General features: G+C 54.5%; 12 protein-coding genes and 1 pseudogene. 7 read left to right on the top strand and 6 right to left on the bottom strand.

Translation table 11 applies throughout. From position 1 onward, the window contains the following. Nucleotides 1-60 precede the first annotated feature (60 nt). The 5 genes from pgpB (at nucleotide 61) to yciH (ending at nucleotide 3,751) form a co-directional block, all read left to right on the top strand. Nucleotides 61-831: a phosphatidylglycerophosphatase B gene (gene pgpB, locus Dpoa2040_RS05005; protein WP_168640505.1), complete on the top strand. Its 771-nt coding sequence runs from the start codon at nucleotides 61-63 to the stop codon at nucleotides 829-831. Between the two features lie 193 nt (nucleotides 832-1,024). After that, nucleotides 1,025-1,330: a LapA family protein gene (locus tag Dpoa2040_RS05000; protein WP_168640504.1), complete on the top strand. Its 306-nt coding sequence runs from the start codon at nucleotides 1,025-1,027 to the stop codon at nucleotides 1,328-1,330. An 11-nt stretch (nucleotides 1,331-1,341) separates the two neighbouring features. Next, nucleotides 1,342-2,511, top strand: coding sequence for a lipopolysaccharide assembly protein LapB (gene lapB / locus Dpoa2040_RS04995; RefSeq protein ID WP_168640503.1), 1,170 nt, complete (start codon nucleotides 1,342-1,344; stop codon nucleotides 2,509-2,511). A gap of 179 nt (nucleotides 2,512-2,690) precedes the next feature. After that, complete coding sequence (pyrF, locus tag Dpoa2040_RS04990; protein ID WP_168640502.1) at nucleotides 2,691-3,425, top strand: orotidine-5'-phosphate decarboxylase; 735 nt, start codon at nucleotides 2,691-2,693, stop codon at nucleotides 3,423-3,425. Then, nucleotides 3,425-3,751, top strand: a complete 327-nt coding sequence (gene yciH / locus Dpoa2040_RS04985; RefSeq protein WP_168640501.1) for a stress response translation initiation inhibitor YciH — start codon at nucleotides 3,425-3,427, stop codon at nucleotides 3,749-3,751. Before pyrF ends, yciH begins: the two co-directional genes overlap by 1 nt. A gap of 81 nt (nucleotides 3,752-3,832) precedes the next feature. Here the strand turns inward: yciH and osmB are convergent, their stop codons facing one another. Further along, nucleotides 3,833-4,048: an osmotically-inducible lipoprotein OsmB gene (gene osmB / locus Dpoa2040_RS04980; protein WP_042871029.1), complete on the bottom strand. Its 216-nt coding sequence runs from the start codon at nucleotides 4,046-4,048 to the stop codon at nucleotides 3,833-3,835. 330 nt (nucleotides 4,049-4,378) lie between these two features. Here osmB and araD point away from each other — a divergent pair, with 330 nt between their 5' ends. Next, nucleotides 4,379-5,074: an L-ribulose-5-phosphate 4-epimerase gene (araD, locus tag Dpoa2040_RS04975; RefSeq protein ID WP_168640500.1), complete on the top strand. Its 696-nt coding sequence runs from the start codon at nucleotides 4,379-4,381 to the stop codon at nucleotides 5,072-5,074. Nucleotides 5,075-5,489: 415 nt separating this feature from the next. Next, nucleotides 5,490-6,506: a 2-keto-3-deoxygluconate transporter gene (gene kdgT / locus Dpoa2040_RS04970; RefSeq protein WP_168640499.1), complete on the top strand. Its 1,017-nt coding sequence runs from the start codon at nucleotides 5,490-5,492 to the stop codon at nucleotides 6,504-6,506. A gap of 76 nt (nucleotides 6,507-6,582) precedes the next feature. Here kdgT and Dpoa2040_RS04965 read toward each other — a convergent pair whose 3' ends face one another. From Dpoa2040_RS04965 to Dpoa2040_RS04945, 5 genes and pseudogenes are all read right to left on the bottom strand, one after another. Next, nucleotides 6,583-8,649: a carbon starvation CstA family protein gene (locus Dpoa2040_RS04965; RefSeq protein WP_042871023.1), complete on the bottom strand. Its 2,067-nt coding sequence runs from the start codon at nucleotides 8,647-8,649 to the stop codon at nucleotides 6,583-6,585. A 500-nt stretch (nucleotides 8,650-9,149) separates the two neighbouring features. Then, a complete protein-coding gene (locus Dpoa2040_RS04960) occupies nucleotides 9,150-10,067 on the bottom strand; it encodes an aldo/keto reductase family oxidoreductase (RefSeq protein WP_042871021.1) in 918 nt (305 codons plus the stop codon). A gap of 95 nt (nucleotides 10,068-10,162) precedes the next feature. Continuing rightward, nucleotides 10,163-12,094, bottom strand: a complete 1,932-nt coding sequence (locus tag Dpoa2040_RS04955) for an exoribonuclease II (protein ID WP_168640498.1) — start codon at nucleotides 12,092-12,094, stop codon at nucleotides 10,163-10,165. Nucleotides 12,095-12,234: 140 nt separating this feature from the next. Next, nucleotides 12,235-12,707 (bottom strand): annotated as a pseudogene (locus Dpoa2040_RS04950) (DUF2335 domain-containing protein). Then, a complete protein-coding gene (locus Dpoa2040_RS04945) occupies nucleotides 12,694-12,900 on the bottom strand; it encodes a hypothetical protein (protein WP_042871015.1) in 207 nt (68 codons plus the stop codon). The pseudogene Dpoa2040_RS04950 and the gene Dpoa2040_RS04945 overlap by 14 nt, the downstream one beginning before the upstream one ends. Nucleotides 12,901-12,975: the final 75 nt, after the last annotated feature.

The following is a 12,975-nucleotide window of genomic DNA, read 5'->3' as shown; positions in this document are numbered from 1 at the left end:
TTTTTTGATAAATTTGTGAAAATTTTGTTCTGATATCCTGCTGAATTATAGGGAGAAGTAATGTATAACCTCGCCAAACGCACTTTGGTTGGCACAATATCATTGATGGTGTTGCCCGTATTGGTCTGGATCACCAAATGGCAGTGGCGACCAACCGTATCGGGATGGTGGCTTAAGCCCTTGTTCTGGATGACCGAAACTGTCTCTGCCCCCTGGGGAATCCTGACCAGCGTGGTGTTGTCAGCCTGGTTTTTATGGCTGCTGCGTCCAGGTATCCGCCCGGCTTTGATACTGATAACACTATTGCTTGCCAGCGTGGTGCTGGGGCAAGGTGGCAAATCGGTGATGAAAAATTGGACCCAGGAGGCTCGGCCATTTGTGGTCTGGCTGGAGCAGGCGCATCAGGTAGATGACCGGTACTTTTATTCACTCCCTACCAGCGAACGTGCCAGCCTGCTGGAACAGCAACTGCAACAGGAATCACAACTGCCGCCGTGGCAACGTCAACACTGGCAGGAACAGGCAGATTACGCTTTCCCGTCTGGTCATGCCATGTTTGCCGCTACTTGGGCGTTATTGGCAGTGGGATTATTATGGGCACGACGCCATTATGTATCAGTCTTGTTAATCATCTTATGGGCGAACAGCGTTATTGCCAGCCGCCTGTTACTGGGGATGCACTGGCCGCAGGATGTGGCGGCGGCTACCCTGCTCAGCGCCATCGTGTCGCTGGTCGCTGTCTGGCTGGCACAGCGTTGGTGTGGTCCATTGTGCGCGCTTATGCCGCAAACTGCCACGACCTATCGTCAGCCTGTTCATCCGGATGCCTGATAGGGTAGCGTCAGAGGGATGTCCCGCCGGGTTTATTGCCAGGGCATCCCGTTACGTTAACGCTATTACCCGTTTTTCTTCCAGCCCTCCCGTTAGCGTTTCCCCACCGATTGAGGAAATGTTAAGTTAATAGGGTTCACTGCCGAAATTTGGCATAATTCATCCGTTTAAGGCGACATCACAGGAAGCGAACGTGAAATATATGCTGATTTTTTTTCTGGTGCTGGCGGTATTTATCGTATCGATTACGCTGGGAGCGCATAACGATCAGGTAATTACTTTCAACTATCTGCTGGCACAGGGGGAATACCGGTTGTCGACATTGCTGGCGACGTTGTTTGCCGCTGGTTTTGCGCTCGGCTGGGTGATCTGCGGCCTGTTTTATCTGCGTCTGCGCATTGCGCTAGGGCGTGAACAACGTAAAATCAAACGTCTTGAGCAGCAACTGTCTGCCCCGGAGAGCGCCAGCGGCGCAAACTCTGCTGAGTCTACCCACTAAGGATCGCCTCCATGCTAGAACTGCTGTTTCTGTTGCTGCCGGTTGCCGCCGCCTATGGCTGGTATATGGGCCGCAGGAGCGCGCAGCAGGACAAACAGGACGAAACCAACCGTCTGTCGCGCGATTATGTCACCGGGGTGAATTTCCTGCTTTCTAATCAGCAGGATAAGGCGGTCGAGCTGTTCCTCGACATGCTGAAAGATGACAGCAATACCTTTGAAGCTCACCTGACGCTGGGGAATCTGTTTCGCTCGCGCGGCGAGGTGGACCGCGCGATTCGTATCCATCAGGCGTTGACCGAAAGCGCTTCCCTTAGTTTTGAACAACGCCTGCTGGCGGTACAGCAATTAGGGCGAGATTACATGATTGCCGGTCTGTATGACCGCGCCGAAGGCATTTTCAAGCAACTGGTGGATGAAGAAGACTTTCGTGCCAGCGCCTTGCAGCAACTGATGCAGATTCACCAGTCCACCAGCGACTGGCCGAATGCTATCGATGCCGCTGAAAAATTGGTCAAACTGGGCAAAACGCAGCTACGCAGCGAGATTGCTCATTTCTATTGTGAACAGGCGCTGCAGGCGATGGGCAGCGATGATCTCGACAAAGCCATGGTGATGCTGAAAAAAGCGTCTGCGACTGATAACCAATGCGCCCGTGTATCTATCATGCTGGGGCGTATTTATATGGCACAGCAGAATTATGCCCAGGCTGTTGCGGTGCTGCAGCAGGTTCTGGAGCAGGATACTGAACTGGTCAGCGAAGCCCTGCCGATGCTGCAGGAGTGCTACCGCCACTTGCAGCAGCCGGATGGTTGGGCGGCATTTTTGCGCCGCTGTGTTGAAGAAAAAAGTGGTTCTACTGCGGATCTTATGATGGCTGATGTGCTGGAACAGTATGAAAGTACCGAGTCTGCACAAAATTACGTAACCCGCCAGTTGCAGCGCCATCCCACCATGCGGGTATTCCACCGCTTGATCGACTACCATCTGCGTGAAGCGGAAGATGGCCGCGCCAAAGGGAGCCTGCTGGTGCTGCGTAACATGGTTGGTGAGCAAATTCAGGCCAAACCACGCTATCGCTGTCATAAGTGCGGTTTCACTTCCCAATCGCTCTACTGGCATTGCCCGTCGTGTCGTTCCTGGGACAGCGTAAAACCTATTCGTGGGCTGGACGGGGAGTAGTCCGATTGGCGCCATTCGTCACGGGTGATTCGTGGATGTAATTAGTTACAACATACTATTGTTTGCCGAATTCATGCACAGGTCAGGCAATAGCGCAGTTTGGCATTTACCAGCAGGGGCGGGTAGAATGCGCGGCGGAAATGATTAACTCACTCAGGCTTAACGACGGGAGCACACCATTGAACGGCTCAGATATTTCTTCAAACACCACGGCTACAGGCTCTCCGATTGTTGTTGCGCTGGATTACGCTGAGCAGCGTGCCGCTTACGAGTTTGTTGATCGCATCGACCCAAAAGACTGTCGGTTAAAAGTCGGTAAAGAGATGTTCACGTTGTTCGGGCCGCAACTGGTCAACGATCTGCAACAACGTGGTTTTGAGGTGTTTCTGGACCTTAAGTTTCATGATATTCCCAATACCACCGCCAGAGCTGTGGCCGCTGCGGCGGATCTGGGTGTGTGGATGGTGAATGTGCACGCGAGCGGCGGTACACGCATGATGACGGCGGCGCGTGAAGCGCTGATACCGTTTGGCAACAACGCGCCGTTACTGATAGCGGTGACGGTGCTGACCAGCATGGATGAAGCGGACCTGCAAGGGTTGGGAATTAGCCTGTCGCCAGCAGAACAGGCGGAAAAACTGGCTCGTCTGACGCAACAGTGCGGTTTGGATGGCGTGGTTTGCTCCGCTCATGAAGCTGTGCGGTTAAAGCAGGTTTGCGGTGCGGATTTTCGGTTGGTTACTCCGGGTATTCGTCCGGCGGGCAGCGATGCAGGCGATCAGCGGCGGATCATGACGCCGCAGCAGGCGCAACAGGCTGGTGTGGATTATATGGTGATTGGCCGTCCGATTACCCAGTCCGCTGATCCGGCCCAGACCCTGAAAACGATTCTGGCTTCGCTGAGGGGAAAATAATGCGTGATAATAACAGCCGCCTGGTGTATTCCACTGAGATCGGGCGTATTGACGAACCAGCGCAGAAAGCGGCGCGCCCGAAGGGCGACGGCATTGTACGCATTCAGCGTCAGACCAGTGGGCGTAAGGGAAAAGGCGTATGTCTGATTACCGGCGTCGATCTGGATGACTCGGCGCTGGAAGCGCTGGCAGCAGAACTGAAAAAGAAGTGCGGTTGCGGTGGTGCGCTGAAGGATGGCGTGATCGAAATCCAGGGCGACAAACGTGATCAGCTTAAGCAGTTGCTGGAAGCCAGGGGCATGAAGGTCAAGCTGGCCGGGGGCTAAGTGACACCTTGCCAGCGTCGGTGGCGGAAGAGTAAAAACAGCACAGGCTCCTGAGGGAGCCTGTTTATTTAGTGGAGCCTGCTATTTAGTAGTCTGGTGGCCAATGATGCCCCCTACTGCTGCGCCGCCAACAGTGCCGAGCGCGCTGCCGTTAGTCAATACCGCACCACCAAGCGCGCCAATACCGGCGCCAATAGCAGTATTGCGCTGACGTTTATTCATGCCTGCGCAGCCTGCCAGTGTGCTCACTACCACCATAGCCAGCACAGCTGTTGTAAATTTTTTATTGATTTTCATGGTTTTTCTCCTGTTGTTCAGGTTTCACGGCGGTATGTTATCTCCACCATGAAGCATCTTGTTGTCACAGTAGTGTGATGAGTACATTGCTATGACGCGCTGTGTATATCTGGCTGCCAGTATAATTATCGGCGGGGGGGATAACAGGTGAAAAACTCTTAATTCACAGTAAGCTGGTGATATTACACCGCCTTGTTATCAACATCGGCGTGTCGCCGTGCTCCCTTTCCCATCGTCCCAGCAGAACTCAGCCTGTTTTTCAGCCATTCAGCCCATACCTGTGTTGGTAGCCCAACGTGAGAATAAGGCAAATACACAGGAGGGCGGACGATGTTGGAAGAGTTGAAAATTCAGGTGTTTGAAGCCAATCTGGCTTTACCCCGGCATCAACTGGTGACCTTCACCTGGGGGAACGTGAGCGCAGTGGATCGTGAGCGTGGACTGATGGTGATTAAACCCTCAGGTGTAGAGTACGACGTAATGACCGTGCAGGATATGGTGGTAGTGGAGGTGGAAACGGGTCGGGTCGTCGAGGGGCAGCGTAAACCGTCTTCTGATACCGACACCCATCGTGCGTTGTATCTGGCTTTTACATCGTTAGGCGGTATTGTCCATACCCATTCCCGACATGCCACCATCTGGGCACAGGCGGGTAAAGATTTACCGCCGTGGGGCACCACCCATGCTGATTATTTCTACGGACCTATTCCCTGTACGCGACTGATGACTGAAGCGGAAATCAATGGTCGCTACGAGTGGGAAACCGGGCAGGTGATTGTTGATACCTTCCGTGAGCGTGGCTTGTCGCCACAGGATATCCCGGCGGTACTGGTTAATGCGCACGGCCCGTTTGCCTGGGGAACCGACGCACATAACGCGGTACATAATGCGGTGGTGCTGGAAGAGATTGCCTACATGGGGATTTTCTCGCGCCAGTTGACTCCGGCGCTGGAACCAATGCAATCGGTACTGCTGGATAAGCACTACCTGCGCAAACATGGAAAGAACGCGTACTACGGACAGTGAGTCAGATAAGTTCGTTAACATCGGCTGGCGGACGTTACACTATCTTCATCATCCATTTTAATTTCATCATCATGTTCATGGGGCTGGATGCCTGCCATTCACCCCATTTATACATAAATAAAATAATCATTCTGTAAAAATAGAAATCTCGTTTTATTTGCTTACAGATCTTCACGTCTATCCCTCTGTTAAGTGACTACCTTCAGCAATGAGAAGTAAGCGGTGCGTGCGTGTCCCCCTTGGGTGTCGTTTTCTTCATCGTCAATGCTGACGAGGTCTATGCATGGGTGTGGCACCGTCTGACCTTCGGGTGGGCTGGACGGCTATTACTCCATCATGATGAGGGGCGTCATGTTGGCTGGCGTCTGTATTGCTCATAGGTTCTGTCCCCACCTTTTTCAGGCAAATCAATCCTATGCGTATCAAACGTTTTATCGAAAAGATTCCGGGTGGCATGATGCTGGTGCCGTTGTTTCTCGGTGCGCTTTGCCATACCTTTGCGCCGGGGGCGGGCAAGTATTTCGGGTCCTTTACCAATGGTTTGATCACTGGCACGGTGCCGATTTTGGCGGTGTGGTTCTTCTGTATGGGAGCATCGATTCGGCTGAGTGCCACCGGAACGGTGTTGCGTAAGTCCGGCACGCTGGTCGTGACGAAAATTGCCGTTGCCTGGGTGGTTGCCACTGTTGCCGTGCGTATTCTGCCGGAACACGGGGTTGAAGCAGGATTTTTTGCCGGGTTATCCACGCTGGCGCTGGTGGCCGCCATGGACATGACCAACGGCGGGTTGTATGCCTCGATCATGCAACAGTATGGCACCAAAGAGGAGTCGGGGGCGTTTGTGCTGATGTCGCTGGAGTCCGGTCCACTGATGACCATGGTGATTCTTGACACCGCTGGCATTACGTCGTTCGAGCCGCATATGTTTATCGGTGCGATGATGCCGTTTTTGGTGGGGTTTGTGTTGGGGAATCTGGATTCAGAACTGCGCGACTTTTTTAGCCGTTCGGTACAGACGCTAATTCCATTTTTAGCCTTTGCACTCGGTAATACTATCGATCTGCACGTAATCGGTCAGACCGGGTTGTTGGGGATAATGCTGGGGTTGGCAGTGATCATTATTACCGGTATTCCGCTAATGGTAGCGGACAAAGTGCTGGGAGGCGGCGACGGTACCGCGGGTATTGCCGCATCCAGCTCAGCGGGCGCGGCGGTAGCGACGCCCGTGCTGATCGCGGAAATGGTCCCGGCGTTTAAACCGGTGGCACCGGCGGCAACCACATTGGTAGCAGCATCGGTGATTGTGACATCCACTCTGGTACCGATTATCACGGCGATGTGGTCAAAACGCATCAAAGGCGGAGATGGCACCGTGCCGCAGCACGATGTGGCGCAAAAGACGCTGGAACAGCAGCAGACAGCGCATCATTAAATGCACATCACGCCTCTGCGCAAAAGAAGAGGCGTGATGGCCGATAAATGGAACATTCGGCTTATCGGCGTGGTGGTCAGCCGTTATGCGCTTTTTCACGCCACGCCACCGCTGTTTCGTGCGTGGTAGGTTTGTCGTTGTACAACGCCTGGCGGATAGCGAAGATCGCAGCAACCAGCATGGTGACGGCGACCAGCATAAAGAAGCCGCACAGGATGGCATTGATCTGGTTGCTAAACACAATGGTCGCCATATCCTGCATGTTTTTCGCCGGGGCGATCAACGTGCCGGATTCGATACCCGCCGAGAAACGTTTGGCCTGCGCCAGAAAACCGATACTGGGTTTTTCATGGAAAATTTTCTGCCAGCCGGCGGTCATCGAGGTGATAAACAGCCAGACAGTAGGCAGTATGGTCACCCAGGCGTAGCGCTGCTTCTTCATTTTGAACAACACGACTGTGCCGAGAATCAGCGCCATGGAGGCCAGCATCTGGTTGCCGATGCCAAACAGCGGCCACAACGTATTGATCCCGCCCAGCGGATCGATAACGCCCTGATAAACGAAAAATCCCCAGCCTGCCACCGCCACGGTGGTTCCGGCCAGATTGCCCAGCCAGGAGTGGCTTTTGCCCATGCCCGGCACCACCAGCCCCGCCAGATCCTGCACCATAAACCGGCAGGCGCGGGTGCCGGCGTCAACGGCAGTCAGAATAAACAGCGCTTCGAACAGAATGGCAAAGTGGTACCAGAACGCCATCATGGCCCGGCTGTTAAAGATGTCGGTGATGATATGCGCCATGCCGACGGCGAAGGTCGGCGCGCCGCCAGCACGGGACAAAATCGAGGTTTCACCCACATCTTTGGCGATATTCGTCAGGTCAGACGGCGTAATGACGAAGCCCCAATTGCTGATCACCTGCGCGGCGTTTTCTACCGTGGTACCAATCAGCGCAGCGGGGGCATTCATGGCGAAGTAGACGCCGGGGTCGATCACCGAGGCGCAAATCAGCGCCATGATCGCGACAAAGGACTCCATCAGCATCGCGCCGTAACCGATGAAACGGATATGGCTTTCGCGTTCCACCAGCTTGGGCGTAGTACCGCTGGATACCAGCGCGTGGAAGCCAGAGATAGCGCCGCAGGCGATGGTGATGAACAGGAACGGGAACAGGCTGCCGGAAAATACCGGCCCACTGCCGTCGATAAAGCGCGAAACCGCGGGCATCTTCAGCTCCGGCATTGCAAACAGGATACCGATAGCCAGCCCGACGATGACGCCGATCTTCAGGAATGTGGACAGGTAATCACGCGGCGCCAGCAACAGCCAAACCGGCAGTACTGAGGCAACGAATCCGTAAATCACCAGTACCCAGGTCAAGGTGGTGCCTTTCAGGGTAAAGAACGGTCCCCAATAAGGGTCGGCAGCGATGTCGCCACCGTAGACTATCGCCATCATCATCAGTACGAAGCCGATAAGCGAGACTTCGGCTATTTTGCCCGGTCGCAGAAAGCGCATGTAGACGCCCATGAACAGCGCAATCGGGATGGTGGAAGCGATGGTGAACATTCCCCACGGACTGTTGGTCAAGGCTTTGACCACGACCAGCGCCAGTGCCGACAGGATGATGATCATCACGCCCAGCGCCCCCAACATGGTCACCACCCCGGCGAAGGAACCCAATTCCTGACGCGCCATTTCGCCCAATGAGCGGCCATCACGCCGGGTGGCGATGAACAGCACCAGAAAATCCTGCACTGCACCGGCCAGCATCACGCCAATCAGAATCCATAACGTCCCTGGCAGAAAGCCCATCTGCGCCGCCAGAATAGGCCCTACCAGCGGGCCAGCACCGGCGATGGCGGCAAAGTGATGACCGAATAACACCCACTTATTGGTGGGGACGTAATCCAGCCCGTCATTATGACGTTCGGCTGGGGTCAGGCGACGATCATCCAGTTCAAACACCCGGCGAGCAATAAACAAACTGTAGAAGCGGTAGGCGATGCTGTAACAGGCGATGGCTGCGATCACCAGCCAGACGGCATTCACATGCTCCCCTTGGCTCAGCGCCAGCATGGCGAACGCCACGGCACCCGCTATGGCTATAGCTATCCAGATCGACATGCTTTTGATGGTTTTCATCTCACTGACTCCTGACTGGTTGTCATTCCCGGTCGCTGGCAATCCTGACTGGCTGTAAAGACGTTGCCTTACGGCGCAGCGGATAAACGCGAGATATATAAACACCGGGACATCAATAAACGGCGTGATGGCAATAAGCAACGCGATGGCGAAAACAATGCAATGCCAGTAAAAAACGTAATGCCAGTAAAAAACGCAATACCAGTAAAAAACGCAATACCAGTAAAAAACATAGTGCAGCGGTGAGTCAGCGTCGGTGCCAACAAGATAAAAATGTGAACAAAGTTATATTTCTGTTATGAAAAACTTTTTATCTGGCTTTTGTAGCAGTAAGGCAGACTGATGAATGGTCATGAAATCTGATGCGGATACAAAGGGAATCGTTATCATCGGGACAGAGGTGTGCTGCTACGTGGAAAAGCGTACCACGATGTGGAAAGGTATGCCGCGACGCGGAATAAGAATAAATAGGGTGGCCCGGCGAACGCCGGGCGGGGGAATCAAGGCAGTTTGTTGCCAGCTGCACGGTAGATTTCGTACCACTCTTCGCGGCTGATACGCAGTTCAGAGGCGGTGACGATATCTTGCAGGCGCTGTGGGTCCATGCTGCCAACAATCACCTGCATATTGGCTGGGTGACGCAGAATCCAGGCGACAGCGAGAGCGGTGGTGGACACGCCATGTTGGCTGGCGATGTGCTTCAGGGTTGCGTTCAGTTGTGGGAATTTGTCGTTATCCACAAACACGCCGTCAAAAAAACCATACTGGAACGGCGACCATGCCTGAATGGTCATCCCCTGTAAACGGCTGTATTCCAGCACCATACCATCGTGATGAAGCGACGGCGCATGGGCCATATTGACGTTGAGACCTGCGTCGATCATCGGTGTGTGCATGATGCTGAACTGCAACTGGTTGGCGAGCAAGGGCTGGCGCACTGCGGTTTTCAGTAATTCAACCTGCAACGGTGCCTGATTGCTGACGCCAAAATGGCGCACTTTACCGCTGGCTTCCAACTGATCAAACGCGGCGGCGACTTCATCCGGTTCGCACAGCGTATCCGGACGGTGCAGCAGCAGAGTGTCGAGATAATCGGTGTTCAGGCGTTTCAGGCAGCCTTCGACCGAGGCGATGATGTGTGCTGTGGAGAAATCGAAAAAGCCGGGGCGGATACCGCATTTGCTTTGGATAATCAGCTTGTCACGGGCGATGCCTGCCTGACGCACTGCTGTGGCAAACATCTCTTCGGAACGTCCACCACCATAGATATCGGCATGATCAAAGAAATCGACCCCGACGTCGAGCGCCGTCTGCAACAATGTTACCGCTTCCTGCTGCGTTTTTCCCGCCAGCCGCATACAACCCAGAGCAATATTCGGGACTGACAGGGTGCTTTTGCCTAGTGTGATTCTTTTCATGTTCACATCTCCTTCATGCATGTTGCTATGTAGGGTAAGGAAGAACGGGGGTAAAAAAACGCCACCCGGCTGGGTGGCGTCATATTGGGTGTGAATCAGGCCGCCGGTTTGGCGATAATGCTGCGAGTTTCGAGTCGTACTTCAGTTAACACGACTGTCAGGGTATCGCTCTGGCGGTAGACCGGTTCGCCTTTCACCGTCACGATGCCGGTGTCCTGGCTGCACACCAGCTCGTCGCGCACCGCGTGAATGAACGATGCCGGAATAAACGCGGTAGCGCCGTTTTCCAGCAAACGTACACGCAGCCCACCGCGATTAACGTCCAGAATTTCGGCGCTAAAGCGGGTATCGGTGCCGGCCTTGTCTTTCAGGAAACGGGCATACAGCCAATCGCTGACGTCACGTTCCGCCATGCGATTGAGACGGCGGCGTTCGGCCAGTTGCAGCGTCACGTCATCCTGCGGTTTTTCTGCTGAATGGTGGGTGATGATCGCTTTCAGCAATCGGTGGTTGACCATATCGCCGTATTTGCGGATCGGCGAGGTCCAGGTGGCGTAAGCCTCCAGGCCAAGACCGAAGTGCGGACCAGGCACGGTGCTGATTTCCGCAAACGTCTGGAAGCGGCGAATGCGACTGTCGAGGAACTGGGTCGGCTGAGCGTCCAGTTCGCGGCGCAGAATGCAAAAGCCGTCCAGCGTCAGCAACTGTTGGGCATCGGCATGAATACCGTTGCTTTCCAGTACCGCCACGGCTTGATCGATGTTAACCGGGTCGAAGCCATTGTGGACGTTGTAAATACCGAAGCCCAGCGTGTCACGCAGCACCTGTGCTGCACAGACGTTAGCGGCGATCATCGCTTCTTCTACGATGCGGTTAGCGATGCGGCGCGGTTCAGTAACGATATCCAGCACTTCGCCGTTTTCACCCAGCAGGAAGCGATAATCCGGACGGTCGCGGAACACCAGCGCGTGGGTGGCGCGCCAGGCGCTGCGAGCCTGACACACGCGGTGCAGCAGGCGGATCTGGCTGGCGATGTTGTCGCTATCCGGTTGCCAGTCGCCCTGTTGCTCCAGCCAGTCAGACACCTCGTCGTAGACCAGCTTGGCGCGTGATTCGATCCAGGCGGCAAAGAACTGAGTCTGGCTCAGTGCGCCATCGGCGGCGACGGTCATGCGGCAGGCCAGCACCGGGCGGCGTTCGTTCGGGCGCAGCGAACAGATGTCGTCCGACAACTGGCGTGGCAGCATCGGGATATTAAAGCCGGGCAGGTAGTTGGTGAACGCGCGCTGGCGAGCAATGGCGTCCAATTCGCTGTCGGCGCGTACGTAGGCAGTCGGGTCAGCTATCGCCACCGTCATCTCCAGCGTGCCGTCGCCGTTGTCCTGCACATACAGTGCGTCGTCCATATCTTCGGTGCTGGCGCTATCGATGGTGACAAAATCCAGCCCGGTCAGGTCTTCGCGTTCCAGCGTGCCGTCATCGAGATCGGCGGCGTCAGCGTTTGGCGCTTCACGTTCCAGATTATGGCGCGACAGCGTCACCCACCATGGCGCCAGCGGATCATCACCGGTGGTGATGTATTGAGTGAGATCAGCAAAAAAACCGCGGTCGCCTTTCAATGGATGACGACGCATTTCCGCGACCGCCCAGTCACCGTCTTTAAAGTCATGTTCGACCCCACGCGCCGGGCGGCAGGGAATCGCGTCTTTCAGCAGCGGGTGATCGGGCACGATAGACAAGCGGTCATCTTTTTTCTGCACCCGACCGACAAAACGGGTCAGGAACGGCTCTACCAGTGATTCCGGTTCCGCAATTTCACGCTCTTTCTCGGTGTGCAACGTAGCGATAATGCGGTCGCCGTGCATCACTTTCTTCATGTGCGGCGGCGGGATGAAATAGCTCTTCTGCGCGTCGGCTTCAAGAAAACCGAATCCTTTGTCGGTGGCTTTAACGATGCCTTCCGCTCGTGGCGTCTGAGAGTGGAGTTGCTGTTTAAGCTGCGCAAGCAGCGGGTTATCTTGAAACATAGCGTCCAGAATTGCGGTTAATAGTGGCTTTAGCGGCAGACAGTTTTACGCGAATCGGCTGCTGGCGGCAAGCGTTGCTACAATGAACAGCCTGCACAAAGCCGACATGTTCGAACTGAGTCTTGGGGAAGGCTGGTAGATTATTCGTTGTTGTTGGCAGGACGATATCGTCCGATAACAAATACCGACGCCAGCCCGATTAAATCAAGCGTAATTAACGTACCGGCAAACACCATTTCGCCTTTCCAGGCAAAAAAGTCGCGATCGCCAGAATAGTCATGGTAATGGCAAATGCCATCCATTGCCCACGTTTGTCTCTGCTTATCTCGCCGTCAAGGCCTTTTTCAGTGATACGATGGCGATGTGCTTGCTCTCGCTCGCTTTTCGCCATGATCCGTTCAGCGCCGTTGGGCACGATATCATCGTACTCCTTCAGCATTTCTGGAGGGGGAAGCGGTCCGCGAAAAAATGTGGATGAAACGATGGCTTTGATCTGTGGCCTGGCAAGCAGGCGTTCAAGGAATACCGGGTTTTCAATCAGCGTAGACTCGACCTTTTCGGCAAGTGCCTGTGCTTCTTCATTTTCCCTATTCTCTGCATCAGCGTTTTGCAATACCTGATTCAATTCCTTTTTTTCTTCCGTATGCATTCATCGCTACTCTTAGGTCGTCACCTATGGCTTGAAAATCGCTGGCCATTCTCTGCGCATCACTTTGCTTGTTGATGTCTGCCAGATAGTCTGTCGCTGGCATCAGATCTAAAATGCTGCCGGCGGCACGAAGATACCTACGGGTTGCCTTCAACATGTTTTATCTCCCTGGGACCAACACTGATTACCTTCTTCTGAGTTAATCTTACTTGAGTATGGCACGGTTGCAAAT

Origin of the sequence: Dickeya sp. CFBP 2040 (assembly GCF_012273755.1) — a bacterium.
Taxonomy (GTDB): domain Bacteria; phylum Pseudomonadota; class Gammaproteobacteria; order Enterobacterales; family Enterobacteriaceae; genus Dickeya; species Dickeya poaceiphila.
Note: the sequence above shows the minus strand (reverse complement) of the source record. Positions and strands in the feature narration are given on the sequence as shown.

Coding starts and splice junctions, on each gene's coding strand:
- Dpoa2040_RS04965 (WP_042871023.1), bottom strand. CDS start 8,649: ATGAAAACCATCAAAAGCATGTCGATCTGGATAGCTATAGCCATAGCG.
- araD (WP_168640500.1), top strand. CDS start 4,379: ATGTTGGAAGAGTTGAAAATTCAGGTGTTTGAAGCCAATCTGGCTTTA.
- pgpB (WP_168640505.1), top strand. CDS start 61: ATGTATAACCTCGCCAAACGCACTTTGGTTGGCACAATATCATTGATG.
- Dpoa2040_RS04945 (WP_042871015.1), bottom strand. CDS start 12,900: ATGTTGAAGGCAACCCGTAGGTATCTTCGTGCCGCCGGCAGCATTTTA.
- osmB (WP_042871029.1), bottom strand. CDS start 4,048: ATGAAAATCAATAAAAAATTTACAACAGCTGTGCTGGCTATGGTGGTA.
- kdgT (WP_168640499.1), top strand. CDS start 5,490: ATGCGTATCAAACGTTTTATCGAAAAGATTCCGGGTGGCATGATGCTG.
- Dpoa2040_RS04955 (WP_168640498.1), bottom strand. CDS start 12,094: ATGTTTCAAGATAACCCGCTGCTTGCGCAGCTTAAACAGCAACTCCAC.
- lapB (WP_168640503.1), top strand. CDS start 1,342: ATGCTAGAACTGCTGTTTCTGTTGCTGCCGGTTGCCGCCGCCTATGGC.
- Dpoa2040_RS04960 (WP_042871021.1), bottom strand. CDS start 10,067: ATGAAAAGAATCACACTAGGCAAAAGCACCCTGTCAGTCCCGAATATT.
- yciH (WP_168640501.1), top strand. CDS start 3,425: ATGCGTGATAATAACAGCCGCCTGGTGTATTCCACTGAGATCGGGCGT.